Genomic DNA, 21,034 nt, shown 5'->3' on the forward strand with positions numbered 1-21,034 from the left:
ACCGCACGCAGTGCGGCCGATCGCCCGCTGGCCCGGCGCGGCAGGCGGCCGCTAGCGTGATCACCATGGCGCACATCGACCTCGGCGTGGACGAGGCCCTTTTCCCCGGCATCACCGGTCCCATGCGGTTCCGGCCCGAGACGGCCAAGCCGCTCAACGAGTTGGCCGAAGTCCTGCTGCGCGCACCGAACTCGCTGCCCGCCGGCGAGCGCGAGCTGATCGCGGCCTACGTGTCGGGGCTGAACGAGTGCTCGTTCTGCCGCGACTCGCACTCGGCGTTCGCCGCCGCCCAGCTGGACGAGGGCATGACCCTGGTGCAGCAGGTGCGGGCGGACCTCGACGCCGCACCGGTGTCGGAGAAGCTGCGGTCGCTGCTGCGGATCGCGGGCGCGGTGCAGGAGACCGGGCGGAAGGTCACCACCGAGCTGGTGGAGCAGGCGCGGGCGCAGGGCGCGACCGACGTCGAGATCCACGACACCGTGCTGATCGCGGCGGCGTTCTGCATGTTCAACCGGTACGTCGACGGCCTCGGCACGCTCGTGGCGAGGCCGGAGGACTACGAGGAGTCCGCCCGCCGGATCGTGGCGGACGGCTACATCGGCTCGGCCTGATCACCCCTCGTTGACCACCACCGGCTGACCGTCGGCGGGGCCGGGGCGGGCGGCCGGGGGGGGGCCCGCGGGGGGCCCCCCACCTCCTGCACCGGGTCACCGTCCCCTCCGGCGGCGCGGAACGACGGCGGCACACTCGCCCGCAGCGCCGCGCAACGCGCCGAGTCCACCCCGGACAGAGCGGCCCGCCACCGCGCGCACCCGTCACCGTCGATGGACGGCAACACCCGCCCCCGCCGGACCAGCTCGTGCGCGAACCCGTGTAGCTCGGTCAGGAACTTCCCGGACGCCCCGAGTCGGCAGTCCGGCAACGAGCCGGGCAGTTCGTCGACCCACAGGACCGGAACCACCCACTCCCGCCACCGAAGGGCACCCCGTCGCCCACCCGAGGTCTCCCGGACCAGCTCGGGAGACTCGACCGGCCCACTGGCGTAGGACGGCAACCGAACGGAAAGCTCCCCGACCTCACCGCCACCCAGCAGCGAGGCAAGCGCATCCCCGTCAACCGCGAAGGGATGCCGAACCGCGCTCCTCGGCAACCGGCCACCGACGCGAGCCGGCAAGAGCCCGTCCTCAGCCCAAACCCCGACCCGCCCACCACCCACGCCCAAGGCATGCAGCACCAACACGACCAGCACTATGCGCCCCGCCCACGACCACCCCCAACCCACCCCACCGAGCCAGCCCGCCAACCACCCACTTGATCCGACACTCACCCACAGCCCTCAACGACCGCACCCCCGGCTGGCCGAGAGTGACCCCGGTCCACCCGGCGGCAGCAACGAGCCGACCCCCGCCGGGACAACCGGACCTTCACCGCCTGCCAGCACGGTCCGCCAGCGCCGCCACCCGCCAGCGCCTGCCGCTACCGCCGCCAGCGCAGCGTGCCCCCGCCTTCACCGCGCGCCGCCTTCACCGCGCGCCGCCTTCACCGTCGCCCGCCAGCAGCACCGCCACCGCCGGCAGCACCGCCACCGCCTGCCGCCGTGGGCCGTCGCCCCTGGTCTTGTGCGGAGCTGCCGTCATGCGCCCGGCAGGTCAGGTCCGGCGTTCCCGCCGACCCAGGCGCGGTCCGGCGTTCCCGACAGCCGGAGGTCTGAGCCGGAGTGGCGGAGCGCGGCGGTGGTGGGGCAGGCCGGCCGGGGGTTGGACCGGGGCACGGCCTGCCGCAGGTGCGTCGGCGGCGGCTCGGTAGCGGGCTGGGTGGCCGCTGTGGCGGTTACTGGTACTGGAGGGACCTCTTGCGGGCCAGGGCGGTGACGCCCACGCCTGCCAGGCCGACCTGGAGGGCCAGTTCGATCCAGTCGATGCCCGATGTGTCCGACACGCCGATGATCGACGCCGCGAACGTGCCCACCAGGGCCGCCGCGATGCCCACCAGCACGGTCATCACCATCGAGATCCGCTGCCTGCCCGGCACGACCAGCCGCCCCAGGCCACCGATGAGCACGCCGATGAACAGTGCCGAGATGAGCCCGGTGATCTCCACGAGAGGTCCTTTCCTCGTACTACGCGTCTGCCACGAGCATCACTCCCGGGCCTCCCCTCCCGAATCGGGTTTGCCCCTGACCCGCCCCTGATGCCGACCCTGAACCCGGAGCACCTCCGCACCCTGGTCCGACAGCGCGCGACCGGGGACGTCCGGGTCGCACCCCACCCTCGCCAGCCTCGACCTGATCGAGGTGGGGGAGCGTTCCAGGCGTTTGGCGATCGACCGGATCAGGTCGGCCGTCGGGGTGTCGTCCGTCGCGGCCAGCCAGTCGGTGCGCAGGTCGGCGTCCAGGTCCCGGGTCCACGGCTGGTTGGCGTTGGCCGGGCGGCCGCGAGCCGAGGCGGTCGACGGCGCGCTGAGCTTGCCCAGGGCCTCCAGCACCTGCGCCAGCAGCTTGCCGATCCTCGCGCCGGCGTCCGAGGGCAGCCGGATCGTGCCTTCGGCGACCAGGGCACCGGAGGTGTCGACGCCGGACAGGTCCACCGACAGCTCCGGATCGGCCGTGGCCACCAGCTGGTAGGTCGTGGAGCCGACGCGGACCGAATTCTCGTACGTGGTTGTCGTCATGGTGATGACGCTAGCGGAGGGGTCCGACAATTCCGGGGCGCTGCGCGGACCGGGGCCGGTTCAGGGGCAGAGCGGGCAGCTCGGCGCGGTCGGTTCGGACCCCGTCAGGTACGGCTTCAGATGCTCGGCAATGGCCCTGGCCAGCGACGGCGGCACGGCGTTGCCGATCTGCCTGGCCACCTCGATCTTCGAGCCGCACCACTCGAAGTCGTCCGGGAAGCTCTGCAGGCGTGCGGCCTCCAGGTGCGTGATCGGGCGGTCGACCCGGTGCCCGTCCTCGCCCGGCTCCCACTGCGGGTGCAGGTAGCGGCCCTTCTCCGGCTTGTAGAACTCGGTGCGGATGGTCAGCGACGGCTGGTCCCACCGCATCCGGCCCATCACGTCCGTCGTGCCGGTCTTCTTCTTCCGCCAGCACCGCGGCAGCAGCTCCGGCGGCAGGTTGAACCGGCCGCCGCCCGGCGGGATGTGGCGGTACCGCTCCAGCGACAACGGCGTGGGGTTGCGGCCGATGTGCAGCTGCGGGCTCTTGAACGGCCCCGGCAGCTCACGGCCGAAGAACTCCACCACCGAGTCGGGCAGGGCGGTCGTCACCGGCCGCTCCGGCAGGCCGCGCAGCACGTCGCCCACCGTGTGCCAGCGGTCGCGCGGGTGGGTCGCGGCGGGCAGCGGGATGCGTCCGATCCGCGAACCGATCACGATCGCGCGCCGCCTGCGTTGCGGCACGCCGAAATCCGCCGCGTGCAGGATGCCCGCGCTCAGCTCGTAGCCCTCGGTCTCGTCCCGGAGCAGCGCGAACTCCGTCGACGCCAGGAAGCGGTCGACGTTCTCGATCACGAACACCGACGGCCGGGCCTTCCGCACGAACCGCAGGTACTCGCGCCACAGCGAGTTGCGCGGGTCGTTGACGTCCTTCGAGCCCAGGTTCGAGAACCCCTGGCACGGCGGGCCGCCGACGATCACGTCGACCTCGGGGATCGCGCTGTCCGGCACGGCCGCGATGTCGGCCCACCGGATGTGGTCCTCACCGAAGTTCGCAGCGTACGTCGCCGCCGCCTGCAGGTCCCACTCGACCGCCATGACCGGCCGGTAACCGCCCGCCGCGGCGAACCCGGAGGTCATGCCGCCGCAGCCGGCGAACAGGTCGATCATGGACAGCACGGGCTTCAGGCTAGCCGACCGCGTCGGGCCAGCACCGTGGCGCGCACCCGACTCGCCGCGACCGACGCGTCCTCGTGCTCCCACACCCGCACCGCGAGCCACCCCGCTTCCGCCAGCACCTGGTCGGTGTTCGCGTCGCGGGCCTGGTTCGCCTCGATCTTGGCCCGCCAGAACTCGCCGTTGCGCTTGGGCCACGTGCCGTGCTCGGGGCAGCCGTGCCAGAAGCACCCGTCCACGAACACCGCCACCTTGGCCGGCCCGAACACCACGTCCGCCTCGCGCCGGACCGCGCGCACCGGCCGCTGGTGCACCCGGTAGCGCAGGCCGAGCCGGTGCAGTTCCCGCCGCAACGCCACCTCGATGCCCGTGTCGCGGGAGCGCTGCTTGCTCATCCGGGCGCGGACGTCGTCCGTCGTCTCCAGGTTCGGCACCCCGCCATGATGGCTCACGGGTACGACCCGCCGGCGCCCGCCACGGCAAGAGCCCGAAGCGCCGTGCCGGACGACTCGCCCGCGAACCCGCTCACGCCGGGTGCAGCACCCCGTGCAGCCTCCGCGCCGCGCGGTCGAGCTGCGCCCGCACCGGCAGCACCGCCGCACCGACCTGGGTGGACCCGGTGACCCCCAGATCCGCGAAGAAGAACGGCGGCATCGCGCGCAGCAGCAACTCCTCCGACCGCTGCGGCCCACCGCGCGGGTTCAGGATCAACCGCTCCACCCAGGCGTCGACCTTGAACACCGTGTCCGCCAACGGGTGCACCCGCACGTCGAGCCCGTGCCCGCGCAGCACCGCGACGACGTACACGTCCCGCAGGAACCCCAGGAAGTCGGACACGACGCGGTTGCGCAGGGCGGCACGCCCCTCCGGCCCCACCTCCGCGATCACCTCGCGCGCCGGCGTCCACAGCATCGCCCGCGCCGTCTCGTCCGCCTCGCAGAACTCGCGGAACTCGGGCCAGCCGGGTAATCGGCCCAGCGCCTCGACCACGTGGTGCGCCACGTGCGCGAACGCGAAGTCCGGCCGCCACTCCCGGATCTCCGGCACGTCGGTCGGACCGGGCCGCGGCGCGCTCCGGCACGCGGCTTCGACCTCGTCCGCGGTGATCCGGTGGATTGCGACGGACTCGTGCGCCATCACGTGCGCCACGACGTGCTTGCGCTTGCCGTACCAGTGGTTGAAGTGGAACCGGGTCTCCTGCGTGACGTTGAACAGCCGGCGCACTTCCAGGGCGGTGGTCATGACGCAGAGGGTACGGACGGGCACCGACAGTTCCGGTGAATCCGCAGGTCAGGTGATCGACAGGGTCGCGCGGTCGGCCGCCGAGCGACCCGCGTCCCACCCCGCGGCGCTGCGCACCGGCGTGGTCTTGGCGACGGTCCGGGTGAACATCGCGCCGAAGTACTCCTCCACCGCCTTCTTGCGCTCCGCGAGCACGGGCAGCAGGCGGTCGTCGTCAGACGGCCCCTCGTTCGCCGCCCGCAGCCGCTCCCCGATCCGGTGCGCGTAGGCCAGCAGGAACGACTTGCGGAACGCCGCCGACCGCGCCTCGTCGCCCTTGCGCGCCTTGTCGCCCGCCGCCACCATCGCCCGCGTCGCCTGGACCAGCAACGACGCCGACAGCAGCTCCACGATCTCCAGGTCGAGCTCCTCCCCGACCAGCGCCACGAACCCCAGGTCGTACACCACGGCCCGGCACCGGTTGGCCTCCGCGACCACGTGCACGACCTGCGCCTTGCCGTCGAAGTACCGCTTGTCCAGCCACAACCGGCGTGACGTCGTCGTCGGCGCCTCCAAGGGCATCCGCTCCAACGCGTGCCGCGTCACCAGCTCCTGCGCCTTGGCCGACAGCGCCTCGGCCTCGTCCGGGAACGCGGTCGACTCCGCCTTCGCCAGCAGCCCACGCACCCGGTTGAGGATCTTCGGGTCGACGTGGTGGTGGTCGATCGCGGACAGCGGCGTGCCCGGCTTCGGCACGATCACCGGCAGACCCGGCAACGTGACCAGCACCGCCAGCACGGCCACCGCGACGGCCACGGCGTCGTCGCGCAGCTCGATGTGCCTGCTCGCCCACTGGTCGAGGTGGGGCCGGTCGACGTCCCACCAGACCACCGCCTCGATCTCGTCCAACTGCTCCCGCCAGCGCGGGTGCAACGCGGAGTAGCGGGAGGCCTCCAGCGCCAGCGAGTCGACCAGGAACGAGAGCGCGCGCTCGTCCTCGTTCCGCCGCACGACCTCGTACACGTCGTAAGGCAGCCACCCGTGGTCCCACAGGTGCTCGAAGGCACGCCTCAGCACCGCCTGGACGGCGTCGTCCACTTCGGCCGGTGGGAGGGAGGAGGTGCGCGGCAGCCGGGCCCGGCGGTTCGCCGCGGCCCGCCACAACGCCTCGCGCAGGGAGTCCACGACCACCGATTGTCCTCTTTCGGGTGTGGTGTCGCCGCAGCCGGTGCGCGTTGCGGTCCGGCACGCCCCGGACGTGCCAGCCTCGCGCGGTGAGCCGGAAGACGCAGCCCCCGAAACGGCGGCCGATCGTGGTGGTGCACCGTCCACAGGGGACGTCGCTGACCACGGCGCAACGACAGGTCGTCCACCGCTGCCGCACCCTGCCCCTGCTCCTGGACCCCCTCGAAGCCGAGTTGACCGTCAGCAGCGCGGTGGCCGACGTGCGGCCGGACGAGGAGTTCTGGGCGGGCCTGATCGAGTACGCCGTGTCGCTGCCCAGCCGGCGCAACCACGCCCTGCTGCGCGTGCTGGCCGCGGTGCTCACCGGCCGCCCGCGCGAGTGGGCGGCGAACGCCGTCACCCCCGCGGGCCCGGCCCTGACCGCAGGCGGCGCCTGGATCTGCGACCGCTCGCTGGATGCCGGCTACCTGGCGCTGATCTGCGCCTACCGGTTCGCGGCTGACCAGCACGCCATGGTGTTCCTGATGGACGAACTCGCGGGCGGCATCATCAGGACCGCCTTCGTCACCAGGAACGTCACCACGGCCCACCGTCGCCTGGCCGAACAAGGCCCGCTCACCCCTATAGGGGCAGAGGCGGCGCACTGGCTGCTGGCCAAGTCCTACGACCGCCTCGACCGCCACGACGGCGCCTCCGTGGATCGTGACGTGCAACGCACCCGGCTGCTGGCGAGTCGGCGGATCGCCCTCGCGTTCGGCTGAGGAAGAAATGCCGTGACGACCGGCCCGGAATGGGACGGGTGCGGGCTGGTGGAACCGTTCTCGCAGGTCAACGGCCCACACGGCGGGTCATGACGGCAATTCGGCACCGGGGCCGGGAGAAAGCGGATGGCCCGGCTCGCTGAAGAGCGGGAGAAGCACCGGAATAAACAGCGAGAGGGCCACCGGAATGGTGGCCCTCTCGCTGTGTTGTGCGCCGCCAGGGACTCGAACCCCGAACCCGCTGATTAAGAGTCAGCTGCTCTGCCAGTTGAGCTAGCGGCGCTCGGACTGTCTTGCTCTGTCCGACGCGGAGAACATTAGCACAGCGTCCGACCGGGCTCCCAATCGCCTGGTCAGGGCTGGTGTGCCGCCCTGGTGCAGGGGGAACTTCGCCTTGGTAACGATCCAGCATCTCGGGCAACATCGTCAACCCTCCAGGCGTCACCTTGTCAGGGGACGCCAGCGGACTCCTGTTGCAGGCTGTCGTGGTGTTCTGGGGATGAACCGGAGGATGGGGATGCACCGCAAGCGGGGGGCGCGTGGAGCGCTGGGGATGGTCGCGATCGGGCTGGTTGCGACGTTGATCACAAGCTGTTCGTCCGGCCCGTCGGAGTCCGGGGGCGCCGCCGGCGACACGGCGACGACCACCACCTCGTCCACACCGCCGCCCAAGCCCGTGTCGTTGACCACGGGCCCCGCGGACGCGGCCGTCGACGTCGCGCCCGGGCTGCCGGTCGTGGCCACGGCCGCCGACGGCAAGATCACCGCGGTGTCGCTGACCAACCCCGAGGGCGTGGCCGTGGCCGGTCAGCTCAGCCCGGACGGTCTGCAGTGGACCAACACCGAGCCGCTGGGCTACCAGAAGACCTACACGCTGGCCGTGACGGGCCAGGGTGAGGACGGCAAGCCGGTCACCAAGACCTCGACCTTCAGCACCGTCAAGCCGCGCACGTTGACCTACCTCTCGGTCAACCCGCAGGACGGCACGACGGTGGGCGTGGGCCAGCCGCTCGCCTTCTACTTCGACGAGCCGATCGCGGACAAGGCCGCCGCCGAGGCCATGATCTCGATCACCACCGAGCCGCGCGTCGAGGGCGCCTTCTACTGGTTCGACGAGAAGACCGTGCACTGGCGCCCGCAGAACTACTGGACCCCCGGCACCAAGATCACCATCAACGCGCGGATCTACGGCAAGCACGTCGGCAACGGGGTCTACGGCGAAGAGGACCGCGTGATCACCACCACGATCGGTGACGCGGTGATCCACGAGGCGGACGGTCAGACGCACCAGGTCGTCACCAAGGTCAACGGCCAGGTCGTGCGCACCATGCCGACCTCCATGGGCAATGCGGAGAACCCCACCCCCACGGGCACCTACGTGCTCACGGAGAAGCACGCGCACATGGTGATGGACTCCCGCACCTACGGCCTGTCGCTGGAGGCGGGCGGCTACGTCACGCCGGTCGACTGGGCCACCCGGATGTCCAACTCCGGCATCTTCTTCCACAGCGCGCCGTGGTCGGTCGGTGACCAGGGCTACCGCAACGTCAGCCACGGCTGCCTGAACCTGTCGCCGGAGAACGCCAAGTGGGTGTTCGACAACGCCAAGCAGGGCGACGTGGTGGTCGTCACCAACTCCGGAGGTCCGGTGCTGGAGCCCTGGGACGGCTTCGGCGACTGGCAGGTCCCGTGGGACCAGTGGGTCAAGGGCAACCGCTGAGCCGGGGCCCCGGGGCGCTACAGCTCTGACACCCGACCCGCCGCCACCTCCAGGCGGCGGGTCGTGTGCACCGCGTCCAGCATCCGCCGGTCGTGCGTGACCAGCAGCAGGGTGCCGGTGTAGGAGTCGAGCGCGGACTCCAGCTGCTCGATCGCGGGCAGGTCCAGGTGGTTGGTGGGCTCGTCGAGCACCAGCAGGTTCACCCCGCGGGCCTGGAGCAGCGCCAACGCGGCACGGGTGCGCTCACCGGGGGACAGCGACGCCGCCGGCCGCAGCACGTGCACCGCCTTCAGCCCGAACTTGGCCAGCAGCGTGCGGACGTCGGCGGGCACGAGGTCCGGCACGGCCGCCCCGAACGCGTCCAGCAGCGGCTCGTCGCCCAGGAACAGGCCGCGTGCCTGGTCGACCTCGCCCACGACCACGCCGGAGCCCAGCGACGACGACCCCGACGTCACCGGGACGCGACCCAGCAGCGCCGCCAGCAGCGTCGACTTGCCCGAGCCGTTGGCGCCGGTGATGGCGATCCGGTCGGCCCAGTCCACCTGGAGGTCCACCGGACCCAGCGTGAACGACCCCCGCGTCACCACCGCGGCCCGCAGCACCGCCACCACCGCGCCGGACCGGGGCGCGGCGGCGATCTCCATCCGCAGCTCCCACTCCTTGCGCGGCTCGTCGACCACGTCCAGCCGCTCGATCAGCCGCTCGGTCTGCCGGGCCTTAGACGCCTGCTTCTCGGTTGCCTCGGTGCGGAACTTGCGCCCCACCTTGTCGTTGTCCGGGGCCTTGCGGCGGGCGTTCTTCACGCCCTTCTCCATCCACGCCCGCTGCGCCCGGCCGCGCTCCTCCAACGCCGACCGCGTCGACGCGTACTCCTCGTACTCCTCCCGCGCGTGCCGGCGCGCGATCTCCCGTTCCTCCAGGTACGACTCGTAGCCGCCGCCGTAGGACCGCACCTGCTGCTGCGCCAGGTCCAGCTCCACGACCCGCGTCACCGTGCGGGCCAGGAACTCGCGGTCGTGCGACACGACCACCACGCCCGCGCGCAGCCCCGTCACGAACCGCTCCAGCCGGGCCAGGCCGTCCAGGTCGAGGTCGTTGGTCGGCTCGTCGAGCAGGAACACGTCGTACCTGCTCAGCAGCAACGACGCCATGCTCACGCGGGCCGCCTGGCCGCCGGACAGCGCCGTCATCGGCAGGTCGAGCGACACGTCCAGGCCCAGCTCGGCCGCGACCTCCTGCGACCGCTCCTCCAGGTCCGCGCCGCCCAGTGCCAGCCACCGCTCCAACGCCTCGGAGTAGCCGTCGTCGTCCGCCCCGGAGGTCAGCGCGTCGGTCGCCCGGTCCAGGTCGGCCTGCGCCGCCGTCACGCCCGTGCGGCGGCCGAGGAACGCCCGCACGGTCTCGCCCGGACGCCGGTCCGGCTCCTGCGGCAGGTGGCCGACGGTCGCGGTCGTGGGGGACAGGCGGACCACGCCCTGCTCGGCGGGCAGCAGGCCGGCCAGCGTCCGCAGCAGCGTCGACTTGCCCGCGCCGTTGGCGCCGACCAGGCCGATCACGTCACCGGGGGCGACGACCAGGTCCAACCCGGAGAACAGCACCCGGTCACCGTGCCCGGCGGCCAGGTCCTTCGCGACGAGTGTGGCGCTCATGACAACTCCACGGCAGCTGGCTGGGACGGACCGGGCAGGAAGCTGGGGCGAACCGGGCACAAAGAAGACGCCCCTCGACGAGGCGTCGAGGGGCGTTCCGCTTGGGGTGAGTGACGGGACTTGAACCCGCGACACCTGGGATCACAACCCAGTGCTCTGCCAGCTGAGCTACACCCACCAAGACCGGTTGACCCGGCGCGTGAAGCATACAGTGCCCTACCGCCGGGTCTGAAATCGACCCTATTTCAGGCCGTCGGCGGCCAGCAGCTCGGCGGCCACGGCCTGCGCCTGCTCCGACGTCGGGCCGGGCTGCGGCACGAACGCCGTGCGCCGGTAGTACGCCAGCTCGCGGATCGACTCCTTGATGTCGGCCAGCGCGCGGTGGGCCAGGCCCTTGCCCGGCTGCGCGTAGTAGATGCGCGGGTACCAGCGCCGGCACAGCTCCTTGATCGACGACACGTCGACCATCCGGTAGTGCAGGTGGGCGTCGAGCTCCGGCATGTCGCGGGCGATGAACCCGCGGTCGGTGGCGATCGAGTTGCCCGCCAGCGGCGCGGTGCGCGGGTCCGGCACCCACTCCCTGATGTAGGCCAGGACCTGCGCCTCGGCGTCGGCCAGCGTCACGGTCGACCGCCGCACCTCCTCGGTGAGGCCGGACTTGGCGTGCATCTGCATGACGACGTCCGGCATCGAGTCGAGCGCGGTGTCATCGGCGTGGATCACCACGTCGACACCCTCCCCGAGCACGGTCAACTCCGCGTCGGTCACCAGCGCCGCGATCTCGATCAAGGCGTCCTTGCCCAGGTCGAGGCCGGTCATCTCGCAGTCGATCCACACCAAGCGATCCATCACCAGAGCGAGCCTAGTCGTCCCACCGCTCCCCGCCCGCGTCGCTTCGGGTGGCGGCCCCTACCAATCTCATTACGCTCAGGGCGATGACGGCCCAGAGCGACATCGCTGCCGGTTACGCCACGGAGGGCGCCGCGGTCGAACTCGGCGCGGTGCTGGTCGGCGGCGAGGTGGAGCCGACGGCGCACGTGCGGCTGCCGCTGGCCACGCTGAACCGGCACGGCCTGGTCGCGGGCGCCACCGGCACCGGCAAGACCAAGACGCTGCAGCTGATGGCGGAGCAGCTGTCGGCGGCGGGCGTCCCGGTGGTGATGGCGGACGTGAAGGGCGACCTGTCCGGCCTGTCGCGACCGGGCGAGGGCGGTGAGCGGATCACCGCGCGCGCCACCGAAACGGGTGACGACTGGCAGCCGGGGGCGTGCCCGGTGCAGTTCCTGTCGCTGGGCACGGGCGGGGTGGCGGTGCCGGTGCGGGCGACCGTGACGAGCTTCGGGCCGATCCTGCTGTCGAAGGTGCTCGGGCTCAACGACACCCAGGAGTCCACGCTCGGGCTGGTCTTCCACTGGGCCGACTCGCGCGGCCTGCCGCTGCTGGACGTCAAGGACCTCCGGGCGGTGATCACCCACCTCACGTCCGACGAGGGCAAGGCGGACCTCAAGGGCCTGGGCGGCGTCTCGTCGGCCACGGCCGGCGTGATCCTGCGGTCGTTGGTGAACCTGGAGGCGCAGGGCGGCGACACGTTCTTCGGTGAGCCGGAGCTGGACCCGCGCGACCTGATGCGCGTGGACGCCGACGGTCGCGGGGTCGTCTCGCTGCTGGAGCTGGCGGAGTTGCAGACCAGGCCCGCGCTGTTCTCCACCTTCCTGATGTGGCTGCTGGCGGAGCTGTTCGAGGTGCTGCCCGAGGAGGGCGACCTCGACCGGCCGAAGCTGGTGTTCTTCTTCGACGAGGCGCACCTGCTGTTCGCGGACGTGTCCAAGGCGTTCCTGGAGCGGATCACCCAGACGGTGAAGCTGATCCGGTCCAAGGGCGTGGGGGTGTTCTTCTGCACGCAGCTGCCGACCGACGTGCCGAACGCGGTGCTGTCGCAGTTGGGCGCACGGGTGCAGCACGCGTTGCGGGCGTTCACGCCGGACGACCAGGCGGCGTTGGCGAAGGCGGTGAAGACGTACCCGACGACGCCGCACTACGAGCTGGAGGAGGCGTTGACGTCGTTGGGCACCGGTGAGGCGGTCGTGACGGTGCTGAGCGAGCGGGGTGCGCCGACGCCGGTCGCGTGGACCAGGCTGCGCGCGCCGCGGTCCTTGATGGACACCATCGGGTCGGACGCGATCCGCCAGGCCGCCGAGTCGTCCGAGCTGCACGGCGAGTACGCCGGGACGGTCGACCGCGAGTCGGCGTACGAGAAGCTGACCGCGAAGGTGGCGCCTCCCGGGTCGGCACCCGAGCAGGCGCCACCGGCGGACCACGAACCCGGGCGCGAGCGCCGGGCGGACCGCGACGAGCCGGGCGTGGTGGAGCAGGTGCTCGGCAACCCGGCGGTGAAGTCGTTCTTCCGCTCAGCCGCGAGCGCCCTCGGGCGTGAGATCACCCGAGGTCTCTTCGGGACCTCCCGCAAGCGCCGGTGAGCGCTTGACCTTCATGGACAGGTAGGCGGCGCCGATGCTGAGCACCCCGGCGACGTACCAGGCCGGGGTGTAGTTCCCGAAGTGGTCCCTGGTGAGGCCGGCGGCCGTGGCGGCGACGGCGGCGCCGACCTGGTGCGAGGCGAACACCCAGCCGAAGACGACCGGTGCGGACAGGCCGAACACCTGGCGGCACAGGGCCACCGTCGGCGGCACGGTGGCGACCCAGTCCAGGCCGTAGAAGATGATGAACACCAGCATCGACGGGTGAACTGAGTCGTTGAACAGCTGCGGCAGCAGGAGCAGCGACGCGCCGCGCAGCGCGTAGTACACGGCCAGCAGCACGCGGGAGTCGACGCGGTCGGTGAGCCAGCCGGACGCCACCGTGCCGACGATGTCGAAGATGCCGACCACCGCGAGCAGGCCCGCGGCCGTCGTGGTGGGCATGCCGTGGTCGTGCGCGGCGGGGATGAAGTGGGTGCCCACCAGGCCGTTCGTGGTCGCGCCGCAGATCGCGAAGCCCGCCGCGAGGAACCAGAACGGGCCGGTGCGCGCCGCGCTCGTCAACGCGCCGATGGCCCGTCGGGCCGCACCGCCGGTGCTGACCGGCACGGGCACGACCTCGTCGCCGCCGTAGGGCGGGACGCCCAGGTCGGCCGGGTGCTCGCGGAGGAACAGCAGCACCAGCGGCACCACCGCGAGGGCCGCGACGGACACCACGATCGACGCGCTGCGCCAGCCCGACGACTCCGACAGCGCCGCCACCACGGGCAGGAACACCAGCTGTCCCGTCGCACCGCCCGCGGTGAGGATGCCGGTGACCAGGCCGCGGTGCTTGACGAACCAGCGGCCGGTGATGGTCGCCACGAACGCCAGCGCCATCGAGCCCGTGCCCAGGCCCACCAGCACGCCCCAGAACAGCACCAGCTGCCACGCCTCGGTCATGAACACGGTCAACCCGCTGCCCACCGCGACCAGAGTCAACGCCGAGGCCACGACCTTGCGCACGCCCAAGCGCTCCATCAGCGCGGCGGCGAACGGCGCGGTCAGGCCGAACAACATCAGGTTCACCGACACGGCGAAGCCGATCGTGCCGGTGGACCAGCCGAACTCGCGTTGCAGCGGTTCGATCAGCGCGCCCGGGGTCGCCCGGAACGCCGCGGCGCCGATCAGCGCGATGAAGGCCACGCCGGCCACCAGCCATGCCCAGTTCTGCCTGCTCCGAATCACGTGGGCAAGCCTCGGTGATTCCAGGTGCTCCGGAAAGTGGCTCGATGGCCATCATGTGCAAAGATCCGGCCATGGACAACCGCCACTCGATCGCCGTGCTCGCGCTGGACGAGGTGGTGGCGTTCGACCTCGGCGCCCCGACGCAGGTCTTCAACGCCGCCCGCGACGAGCAGGAGCGCCGCTTCTACCGGGTGCGGATCTGCACGCCCGGCGCGCGGCCGGTGCGCAGCTCGGCCGGGTTCACCGTCACCCCGGATCACGGCCTGGAGCTGCTGGCGGAGGCGGACACGGTCATCGTGGTCGGCGTGAACTACGGCGCGCGGGCGCTGGAGGACGGCACGCTCGACGAGCCGGTGCGGGACGCACTGCGCGCGGCGGCCACCCGGGGCGCGCGGGTCATGTCGATCTGCACGGGCGCGTTCGTGCTGGCCGCGGCCGGTCTGCTGGACGGTCGGCGGGCCACCACGCACTGGGCGCACGCGGACAACTTCCGCCGCCTGTTCCCGGCCGTCGACCTCGACCCGGACGTGCTGTTCGTGGACGAGGGCGACATCCTCACCTCGGCGGGCGTCGGCGCGGGCATCGACCTCTGCCTGCACGTCGTGCGCCACGACCACGGCAGCGGGGTGGCGAACATGGCCGCGCGCCGGTGCGTCGTGCCGCCGTGGCGTCCGGGCGGCCAGTCGCAGTTCATCGTGCGCCCGGTGCCGGACCGGACCGAAACGTCCACGGCACCGGCCCGCGCGTGGGCCATGGAACGCCTGCACGAGTCCCTCGAACTGCGCTCGCTGGCCGCGCACGCCCGGATGAGCGTGCGCACGTTCACCCGCCGGTTCCGCGAGGAGACCGGGGTGAGCCCCGGCAAGTGGATCACCCAGCAGCGCGTGGAACGGGCCAGGCACCTGCTGGAGACCACGGACCTGCCGGTCGACCAGGTGGCCAGGCACGCGGGCTTCGGCACGGGCGCGGCGCTGCGGCAGCAGATGAGCGCGACCCTCGGCGTCGCGCCCAGCGTCTACCGCACCACGTTCCGCTCGGCCGGCTAGCGCGTCGGTGCCGCTCGACCGGGAAGGACGGCGGGGGACCCGCTCACCGCTCCAGGAACGGGCGCAGCAGGTCGGGCACGGCCTCGTCGGCCAACGCCAGTCCGTCCGCCTCGGCCACGTCGACCACGTGGTAGGCGCCGTCACCGGCGGCGGTGGTGGCGGTGATCGTCACCAGGCCCGCGCGGCGCTGGAAGAACGACCGGGAGATCCGCCAGCCGATGATGCCGGTGCGTTGCAGCGCAACGGTTTCCCGGATCGCGGACCCCGCCCGCGCGAGCAGGTGGCGCTCGGTCAGCGCGTGGCCGAGCGAGCGGTACCGGTCCCAGCCCAGGGCGGCGGAGAACGGCACCAGCGCCAGCACGACCTGCCACGTCCAGCTCGGCGCGAACCACGCCAGGACCGCCGCGAGCACCAGCAGCGGGACGACGGCGCGGACCAGTCGACGGCGCAGCGCGGCCACCGGGTGACGGCGCAACGGCGTCCGCGTCGGTGACTCGTCCTGCCGCAGCACCTCCGCGGACACGCGGTGCGCCTCCACGACCGGCGCGGGCGGCAGCAGCAGGTTGCTCTCGCCCTTGCGGCCCAGGCCGGTCGTCACCGTCTTGGCGTGCGCACCGCGCCCGGCCCGCAGCAGCAGCGGTTCGACCAGCTCCACGCCGCGAAGTCGTTGTTCGGCAACGGAAACCGAGCGCGTGGTGAGCAGGCCGCGGCGCACCCGGACCGTGTCGTCCGGCTCACGGGTCAGCCGGTAGCCCCAGAACTGCACCACGTACACCAGCACCGAGCCGAACGTGGCGACCACCAGGACCACGCCGGCGAACAGCGCGATGGTGAGCCCGAGCGGCTGGTCCGCGATCCAGTGCGCGGCCCGGGTCATCGGATCCAGCACCTCGATGTCCAGCTCCCGCGCGAAGTTCATCGCGAAGCCGAACAGCGCACCGGCCGCCACGAGCCCGGACAACGTCAACGGCGCGTACCGCAGCCACCGGTTGTCCCACTTGGACAGCACGACGCCCGGCCGTTCCGGCACGACCTCGTCCGTCGTCGGGGTTTCCGCCTTGGCGATGGTGAGCAGCAGCACGCGCAGCCGTTCCGCCTCGGCCGACGACACCGCGTCCAGCGTCAGGCCGTCCTCGCCGGGTTGGTCGCGCTGCCCGGTGCCGACCCGGATCGCGGACAGCCCGAACAGCCGGTGCCCCAGCTTCGCGGTCAGGTCGACCGTGCGGATCCGGTCGCGCGGCACCGCCAACCGCTTGCGCACGAACAGACCGGTGTGCATCTCGACCTGCTCGGTGGTGATCCGGTACCGGGTGGTGAGCCAGCGCAGCAGTCCGAACAGCACGATCGCCACGATCACGCCGACGCTGGTCAGGATCCGCCACCCCTCGCCCTTGCCCAGCACGAGCAGGCCGAGGAACACCGGGACGAGGCCGAGCAGCTCGTTCAGCGGGCGGACGACGAGCATCCGCACGTCCAGCCGGTGCCAGTCCACCACCGGCTCGGCGTACTCCGGCGCGGCGGGCAGGTCGGTGCTCACGTGGCATCACCCGGCGTGGCCTGGGTGGTCGTGGTCAGCTCGTCGGCCAACCGCACCGCGTCGGCGTGGTCGAGGCCCTCGATGAGCACCGGGCCCGCGGCCGAGGCGGTGGTCACGGTGACCGTCGACAGGCCGAGCAGCTGCTGGAGAGGACCGCGCTTGGTGTCCACGGTCTGGATGCGCGAGACCGGCGCGATGCGCCACTCCTGGTTCAGCCAGCCGACCAGCGTGTACACCGCGTCCGGGGTGGCCTCCCAGCGGTGCACCCGGTAGCGCCAGCGCGGCATCACCAGGGTGTGCGCGGTGCCCAGCACCAGGGTCGCGATCGCGGCCGTGACCTGCCACGGCGACGAGGCGAAGATCAGCACGACCAGCTGCGGCACCAGCAGCACCGTCCACCCGATCACCGCGTGCAGGGTCCAGAGCGTGATCGACCTGCGGCTCACCTGGTGCCGCGGCGCACGCAGGCGCACCACTTCGTTGCTCACGCCGTCCACTGTGCCTCAAGGCCGAGTCCGCGTGCGCGTGGACTCGGCCTCGAGACCGTTCAGGGTTGCGGGCTGTAGGGCGCCTGGAAGACCTTGGCCGTGGCGTTCCCGCCCTGGACGGCGACGGCGGCGGGCACACCGGCGACGACCGTGAGGCCGGCGCAGATGGCGAGCGCGGCCATGATCTTGTGCAGGGAGTGCACAACCATCGTCGAACTCCGTTCGATCGTAGCGGCTTCGTCGGCAGGGGGGAGCCGGACCAGATCCGCGGGTGACGCCCGCAGGCGTCCAAGCGGAGCATGGCACACCGGGGTCATGGCGGTCATCACCCACTTCCGACTCCGTCCACTGGGCAATACCCCCGGACCGGCCGCGCCGATCGTCGGGGACGTCACACCACTACTGTCAACGAGCCGGGATCCCGGAGGTCACTCAGTCCAGCGCGGTCCGTGCGCGGGCGTCCTCGTCCAGGTCCACCCACCAGACCGCAGCACCCGCCCGGTCGCGCACGTCGATCGTCCGGTAGATGCGCTGGAGGTGGTTCTGCACGGTCTTCGGCGACAGCCCGAGCTCCGCCGCGATGGCCGTGGTGCTCTCACCGGACGCGACCCGCCGCAGCACCTCGATGCCGCGCTTGGTCAGCCCGGCCCGCAACCCCCGCGCGATCCGCCGGTTGTCCTGCTCGGCGGTGCCGGAGCTGCGCAGGAGGTCGGGTCGCGCAGACCGGGCCGACCCCGGTTGCCCGTGCGGCCCGAACGCGCGGTCGGCCAACTGGTCCACCAGCCGCGCGGACAGGTCGTGCTCGCGCATCCGCAGCAGGTCCCGGCCTTCCTGCAACTCCCACAACCGGTACTGCTCCAGTTGGGACCGGGCGTGGTGCAGCGCCTTGTCCAACCGGCCCGCGCGCTCGTGCGCCACGCTCAGCGCGCCGTGCGCCCGGACCGCGACTTCCCGCGCCAGCACGCCCATCGCCAGCTCGGCGGCACGCGTGAGCAGCAGCACCTGGTCGTCGTAGCGCCCGCGCGCGCCGTTGATCCGGGCCCGCGCCATCAGCAGCTCGGCCCGCAGCACGGGCCGCTCCTGCCCGGTCAGCAGCCGGTCGGCCCGCTGGCACGAGCGCAGCGCCCGCTCGACGTCCCCGACGTCCAGCCGCACGTGCGTCAGCAGCAGGTTCAGCCTGGCCATCCGCAGCGGCTGGTCGAGGTGCTTCCACCGGTCCCGCACCTGCGCGCACAGCGCCTCCGCCCGGCGCAGCTTGCGGGTGCACGGCTCGCCGTCCGGGCTGCACCGGCTCGCCGCCGTGCGCACCATGCAGTGCTCGTGGTACTGCGTGCGCAGCACGGTGGCCTGCTCGAACAGGATCGAGCCGATCAGCTCGACGTCCTTGGTCAGCTCGGCCAGGCCCAGGGCGCGGGCCAACGAGTGCAGCGACCGCTCGCGCGAGTCCAGCCGCAGCTCCACCACGGCCTGCGAGTAGTCGCACCACGCCTGCAGGCCGACGTGCCGGTTGGCCGTCGCGATCCGCCGCACGCGGTCGATCGTGTCCAGCGCGCCGGGCAGCAGGCCGCGCTTGCCGAGCGCCACCGACTGCGCCAGCACGCTGTGCGCCACGCCCTCGGCGTCGTCCAACCAGGAGAACGCGGCCACCGCCTTCTCGGCGGACTCCAACGCGTCGCCGGGGCGGCCCTCGTCCAGCGCCATCCGCGCCTCGCGCAGGTTGGACACCGCGGCTTCGCGCGGGTCGGCCGCGCGCTGGACGGGAATGGTCATGGTCTGCCTCGCCCCCGCACCGAGCGTACTCACCGCAGCTCCCGCTTGAGCACCTTCCCCGTCTCGTTGCGCGGCAGGGCGTCGAGGAAGACCACCTCGCGCGGCACGGAGAACCTGGCCAGGTTGCCGCGCACGTGCTCGCGCACCGCGTCCTCGTCCAGCGCGCCCGGTTCCTCGCGGACGACGTACGCGGCGAGGCGTTGCCCGAACTTCTCGTCCGGCACGCCGACCACGGCCACCTCGCGCACCCCGGCCAGTCCGGCGAGCAGGTCCTCGACCTCGCGCGGGTACACGTTCTCGCCGCCGGAGACGATCATCTCGTCGTCCCGGCCGGCGACGAACAGCAGCCCGGCCTCGTTGCGGTAGCCGACGTCGCCGGTGGACATCAGCCCGTCGCGGACCTCTTTGCCGCCACCGTTGGTGTAGCCGTCGAACAGCATCTCGTTGGCCACGAAGATGCGCCCGGTCGCGCCGGCGGGCACCGGTTCGCCGTCCTCGTCCAGGATTTGCAGCCGGGTGCCGTGCGGCGGCACGCCCGCGGTGTCCGGGTGGCGGGCCAGCTCGTCGGGCCGGGCGATGCTCACCCACGACACCTCGGTGGAGCCGTAGAGGTTGTAGAGCACCGGACCGAAGTCGTCGAGGCACCGCCGGGCCACGGGTGGCGGCAGCGCCGAGCCGCTGGACGCGATCACCCGCAGCCGGGGCAGGTGCGGCCGTCCGGTCAGTTCGAGGATCCGTTGCAGCATCACGGGCACGACGAACAGCGCGTCGCTGCCGTGCGCGCGGGCGTCGGCGAGGGCGAGCGCCGGGTCGAACCTGCGGCGCAGCACGAAGGTCGCGCCGAGCACCAGACCGATCTGGAACGCGGCCAGCCCCCACGTGTGGAACAGCGGCGCGGGCACGGAGAACCGGTCGCCCGCCTTGAGCGGGATGCGCGACAGCAACGCGGCGGCGGGCGCGAGGCTCGCCGGTTCGGGTCGCTTGGCGCCCTTGGGCGCTCCGGTGGTGCCGGAGGTGAGCACGATCATCCGGCCGCGCGGCGGGCGCTTGGGCAGCGGCGTGGCGGGGGAGCCGGCGATGAGCTGCTCCAGGGTCTTGCTCTTGGTGGTGCCCTCGACCCACGCCATCACCCGGCGCACCTTGCGCGGCGCGTGGGTCAGCAGGTCGCGGAACTCGGTGTCGGCCACGACCACGGACACGTCCTGCTCGCGCAGCACCACGGCGATCTGCGCCGCGCTCAACCCGGTGTTCAGCAGCACGGTGTGCGCGCCCAGCTTCACGCAGGCGGCCATGCTCTCCACGAAGCCGCGGTGGTTGCGGCACAGCACGGCGACCTTCGAACCCGCCCGCACGCCCAGGTCGTGCAGGCCGTGCGCGAGCCGCGTGGTGCGCTCGTCGACCTCGGCGTAGGTGAGCGTGCCCGCGTCGTCGACGATCGCGGGCCGGTCGGGGTGACGGGCCGCGCCGTGCGCGAACCCGAACGCCACCGTGATGTCCCACCTGAGGTAGGCGTCCACGACGCCGAGCAGCCGGCCGGGGCCCATCGGCCGCACGACACCGGCGCGCACCAGCGTCGCCAACGCGCGCAGCGCACCCACCACCCGGTTCACCGGGCGGCCCGCAGGACCGGGCGGGCGAGCCCCGCGGCGACCTCGGCCGTCGGTGAACCCCGCTCCGGCGGCGTCGCCGGGAACGCGTCGTAGACCTTCGTCGGCCCGATCACGGGCGTTCGCACCAGCGGCATCCGCACGGAGGTGAACGTGACACCGCGAGCCACCGTCTCGCTAGCCGCCACCCGGCTGAACGCGTCCAGCTCGCTCTTCGGGGCCGGGTGGGGGGAGGACCGCGGCGTGGTGATCCGCAAGCCCGCGCCGGAGACGTGACCGGACCGCCGTTCCCGCGCGCCCCGGTCGGGGTCGAAGGTCGAGGTGGGGGCGTCCAGTACCGGGGTCGGCTCGTGGTGCCGCTCCAGCCGGTCCGCCGAACGAGGCCTGACCAGCGCGAACGCCCGCTCGCAGTCCGGTCGGCGCTGCAGCCCGGCGACCGGGCCCCTGCCGGGGGAACCCGTCGCGCCGGTGACGAAGTAGGTGCTCACGACCCGATACTGACATTACCTACCCGCGAGTAG

20 protein-coding genes and 2 tRNA genes are annotated in these 21,034 nt (G+C 72.4%); 5 read left to right on the forward strand and 17 right to left on the reverse strand.

The window, feature by feature from the left end:
* Positions 1 to 65 precede the first annotated feature (65 nt).
* Positions 66 to 611: a carboxymuconolactone decarboxylase family protein gene (locus AB0G02_RS04245; protein ID WP_360789103.1), complete on the forward strand. Its 546-nt coding sequence runs from the start codon at positions 66 to 68 to the stop codon at positions 609 to 611.
* Between the two features lie 1,219 nt (positions 612 to 1,830).
* Here AB0G02_RS04245 and AB0G02_RS04250 read toward each other — a convergent pair.
* From AB0G02_RS04250 to AB0G02_RS04275, 6 genes are all read right to left on the reverse strand, one after another.
* Positions 1,831 to 2,100: a GlsB/YeaQ/YmgE family stress response membrane protein gene (locus AB0G02_RS04250; RefSeq protein WP_360789106.1), complete on the reverse strand. Its 270-nt coding sequence runs from the start codon at positions 2,098 to 2,100 to the stop codon at positions 1,831 to 1,833.
* Between the two features lie 39 nt (positions 2,101 to 2,139).
* Positions 2,140 to 2,670 carry a hypothetical protein gene (locus AB0G02_RS04255; protein ID WP_360789109.1) on the reverse strand — a complete coding sequence of 177 codons (531 nt, stop codon included), beginning with the start codon at positions 2,668 to 2,670 and terminating at the stop codon, positions 2,140 to 2,142.
* 60 nt (positions 2,671 to 2,730) lie between these two features.
* Positions 2,731 to 3,819, reverse strand: coding sequence for a DNA cytosine methyltransferase (locus AB0G02_RS04260; protein WP_360789199.1), 1,089 nt, complete (start codon positions 3,817 to 3,819; stop codon positions 2,731 to 2,733).
* Positions 3,820 to 3,833: 14 nt separating this feature from the next.
* Complete coding sequence (locus AB0G02_RS04265; protein WP_360789202.1) at positions 3,834 to 4,220, reverse strand: very short patch repair endonuclease; 387 nt, start codon at positions 4,218 to 4,220, stop codon at positions 3,834 to 3,836.
* Between the two features lie 130 nt (positions 4,221 to 4,350).
* Positions 4,351 to 5,067 carry a hypothetical protein gene (locus AB0G02_RS04270; RefSeq protein WP_360789112.1) on the reverse strand — a complete coding sequence of 239 codons (717 nt, stop codon included), beginning with the start codon at positions 5,065 to 5,067 and terminating at the stop codon, positions 4,351 to 4,353.
* A gap of 48 nt (positions 5,068 to 5,115) precedes the next feature.
* The gene (locus AB0G02_RS04275; protein ID WP_360789114.1) at positions 5,116 to 6,237 is read right to left on the reverse strand and encodes a DUF2786 domain-containing protein; all 1,122 of its coding nucleotides are present in this window, start codon (positions 6,235 to 6,237) and stop codon (positions 5,116 to 5,118) included.
* Between the two features lie 83 nt (positions 6,238 to 6,320).
* Between AB0G02_RS04275 and AB0G02_RS04280 the strand changes: the two genes are divergently transcribed.
* Positions 6,321 to 6,992, forward strand: coding sequence for a hypothetical protein (locus AB0G02_RS04280; protein WP_360789117.1), 672 nt, complete (start codon positions 6,321 to 6,323; stop codon positions 6,990 to 6,992).
* A gap of 210 nt (positions 6,993 to 7,202) precedes the next feature.
* On the opposite strand, the gene AB0G02_RS04285 is transcribed toward AB0G02_RS04280, so the two are convergent.
* Positions 7,203 to 7,275: transfer RNA gene (locus AB0G02_RS04285), tRNA-Lys, on the reverse strand.
* Between the two features lie 234 nt (positions 7,276 to 7,509).
* On the opposite strand from AB0G02_RS04285, the gene AB0G02_RS04290 reads away from it, so the two are divergent.
* Positions 7,510 to 8,712 carry an Ig-like domain-containing protein gene (locus AB0G02_RS04290; protein WP_360789120.1) on the forward strand — a complete coding sequence of 401 codons (1,203 nt, stop codon included), beginning with the start codon at positions 7,510 to 7,512 and terminating at the stop codon, positions 8,710 to 8,712.
* Positions 8,713 to 8,729: 17 nt separating this feature from the next.
* On the opposite strand, the gene AB0G02_RS04295 is transcribed toward AB0G02_RS04290, so the two are convergent.
* The 3 genes from AB0G02_RS04295 to orn form a co-directional block, all read right to left on the reverse strand.
* The gene (locus AB0G02_RS04295; RefSeq protein WP_360789122.1) at positions 8,730 to 10,361 is read right to left on the reverse strand and encodes an ABC-F family ATP-binding cassette domain-containing protein; all 1,632 of its coding nucleotides are present in this window, start codon (positions 10,359 to 10,361) and stop codon (positions 8,730 to 8,732) included.
* A 102-nt stretch (positions 10,362 to 10,463) separates the two neighbouring features.
* Positions 10,464 to 10,539: transfer RNA gene (locus AB0G02_RS04300), tRNA-His, on the reverse strand.
* Between the two features lie 62 nt (positions 10,540 to 10,601).
* Complete coding sequence (gene orn, locus AB0G02_RS04305) at positions 10,602 to 11,213, reverse strand: oligoribonuclease (protein ID WP_360789125.1); 612 nt, start codon at positions 11,211 to 11,213, stop codon at positions 10,602 to 10,604.
* An 83-nt stretch (positions 11,214 to 11,296) separates the two neighbouring features.
* Between orn and AB0G02_RS04310 the strand changes: the two genes are divergently transcribed.
* Positions 11,297 to 12,838 carry a helicase HerA-like domain-containing protein gene (locus AB0G02_RS04310; RefSeq protein ID WP_360789127.1) on the forward strand — a complete coding sequence of 514 codons (1,542 nt, stop codon included), beginning with the start codon at positions 11,297 to 11,299 and terminating at the stop codon, positions 12,836 to 12,838.
* Here AB0G02_RS04310 and AB0G02_RS04315 read toward each other — a convergent pair.
* The gene (locus AB0G02_RS04315; RefSeq protein ID WP_360789130.1) at positions 12,770 to 14,065 is read right to left on the reverse strand and encodes an MFS transporter; all 1,296 of its coding nucleotides are present in this window, start codon (positions 14,063 to 14,065) and stop codon (positions 12,770 to 12,772) included. The two genes, AB0G02_RS04310 and AB0G02_RS04315, sit on opposite strands and share 69 nt — an antisense overlap.
* 53 nt (positions 14,066 to 14,118) lie before the next feature.
* Here AB0G02_RS04315 and AB0G02_RS04320 point away from each other — a divergent pair, with 53 nt between their 5' ends.
* Positions 14,119 to 15,111 carry a DJ-1/PfpI family protein gene (locus AB0G02_RS04320; protein ID WP_360789205.1) on the forward strand — a complete coding sequence of 331 codons (993 nt, stop codon included), beginning with the start codon at positions 14,119 to 14,121 and terminating at the stop codon, positions 15,109 to 15,111.
* A 43-nt stretch (positions 15,112 to 15,154) separates the two neighbouring features.
* Here AB0G02_RS04320 and AB0G02_RS04325 read toward each other — a convergent pair whose 3' ends face one another.
* From AB0G02_RS04325 to AB0G02_RS04350, 6 genes are all read right to left on the reverse strand, one after another.
* Positions 15,155 to 16,648 carry a PH domain-containing protein gene (locus AB0G02_RS04325; protein WP_360789132.1) on the reverse strand — a complete coding sequence of 498 codons (1,494 nt, stop codon included), beginning with the start codon at positions 16,646 to 16,648 and terminating at the stop codon, positions 15,155 to 15,157.
* A complete protein-coding gene (locus AB0G02_RS04330; protein ID WP_360789135.1) occupies positions 16,645 to 17,136 on the reverse strand; it encodes a PH domain-containing protein in 492 nt (163 codons plus the stop codon). Before AB0G02_RS04330 ends, AB0G02_RS04325 begins: the two co-directional genes overlap by 4 nt.
* 59 nt (positions 17,137 to 17,195) lie before the next feature.
* Complete coding sequence (locus tag AB0G02_RS04335) at positions 17,196 to 17,345, reverse strand: hypothetical protein (RefSeq protein ID WP_360789138.1); 150 nt, start codon at positions 17,343 to 17,345, stop codon at positions 17,196 to 17,198.
* A gap of 223 nt (positions 17,346 to 17,568) precedes the next feature.
* Positions 17,569 to 18,906: a LuxR C-terminal-related transcriptional regulator gene (locus AB0G02_RS04340; protein WP_360789140.1), complete on the reverse strand. Its 1,338-nt coding sequence runs from the start codon at positions 18,904 to 18,906 to the stop codon at positions 17,569 to 17,571.
* 29 nt (positions 18,907 to 18,935) lie between these two features.
* Entirely contained in the window at positions 18,936 to 20,516 is a 1,581-nt protein-coding gene (locus AB0G02_RS04345) for an AMP-binding protein (RefSeq protein ID WP_360789143.1), read from the reverse strand.
* The gene (locus AB0G02_RS04350) at positions 20,513 to 21,001 is read right to left on the reverse strand and encodes a hypothetical protein (protein WP_360789146.1); all 489 of its coding nucleotides are present in this window, start codon (positions 20,999 to 21,001) and stop codon (positions 20,513 to 20,515) included. Before AB0G02_RS04350 ends, AB0G02_RS04345 begins: the two co-directional genes overlap by 4 nt.
* Between the last annotated feature and the right edge of the window lie 33 nt (positions 21,002 to 21,034).

This window comes from Actinosynnema sp. NPDC023658 (assembly GCF_040639995.1).
In the GTDB taxonomy this organism is placed as follows: domain Bacteria; phylum Actinomycetota; class Actinomycetes; order Mycobacteriales; family Pseudonocardiaceae; genus Actinosynnema.

What these genes read in the sequence shown, in the direction of transcription:
- AB0G02_RS04245 (WP_360789103.1), top strand. Translation starts at nt 66, where the DNA reads ATGGCGCACATCGACCTCGGCGTGGACGAGGCCCTTTTCCCCGGCATC.
- AB0G02_RS04255 (WP_360789109.1), bottom strand. Translation starts at nt 2,670, where the DNA reads ATGACGACAACCACGTACGAGAATTCGGTCCGCGTCGGCTCCACGACC.
- AB0G02_RS04260 (WP_360789199.1), bottom strand. Translation starts at nt 3,819, where the DNA reads ATGATCGACCTGTTCGCCGGCTGCGGCGGCATGACCTCCGGGTTCGCC.
- AB0G02_RS04265 (WP_360789202.1), bottom strand. Translation starts at nt 4,220, where the DNA reads ATGAGCAAGCAGCGCTCCCGCGACACGGGCATCGAGGTGGCGTTGCGG.
- AB0G02_RS04270 (WP_360789112.1), bottom strand. Translation starts at nt 5,067, where the DNA reads ATGACCACCGCCCTGGAAGTGCGCCGGCTGTTCAACGTCACGCAGGAG.
- AB0G02_RS04290 (WP_360789120.1), top strand. Translation starts at nt 7,510, where the DNA reads ATGCACCGCAAGCGGGGGGCGCGTGGAGCGCTGGGGATGGTCGCGATC.
- AB0G02_RS04295 (WP_360789122.1), bottom strand. Translation starts at nt 10,361, where the DNA reads ATGAGCGCCACACTCGTCGCGAAGGACCTGGCCGCCGGGCACGGTGAC.
- AB0G02_RS04310 (WP_360789127.1), top strand. Translation starts at nt 11,297, where the DNA reads ATGACGGCCCAGAGCGACATCGCTGCCGGTTACGCCACGGAGGGCGCC.
- AB0G02_RS04320 (WP_360789205.1), top strand. Translation starts at nt 14,119, where the DNA reads ATGTGCAAAGATCCGGCCATGGACAACCGCCACTCGATCGCCGTGCTC.
- AB0G02_RS04335 (WP_360789138.1), bottom strand. Translation starts at nt 17,345, where the DNA reads ATGGTTGTGCACTCCCTGCACAAGATCATGGCCGCGCTCGCCATCTGC.
- AB0G02_RS04340 (WP_360789140.1), bottom strand. Translation starts at nt 18,906, where the DNA reads ATGACCATTCCCGTCCAGCGCGCGGCCGACCCGCGCGAAGCCGCGGTG.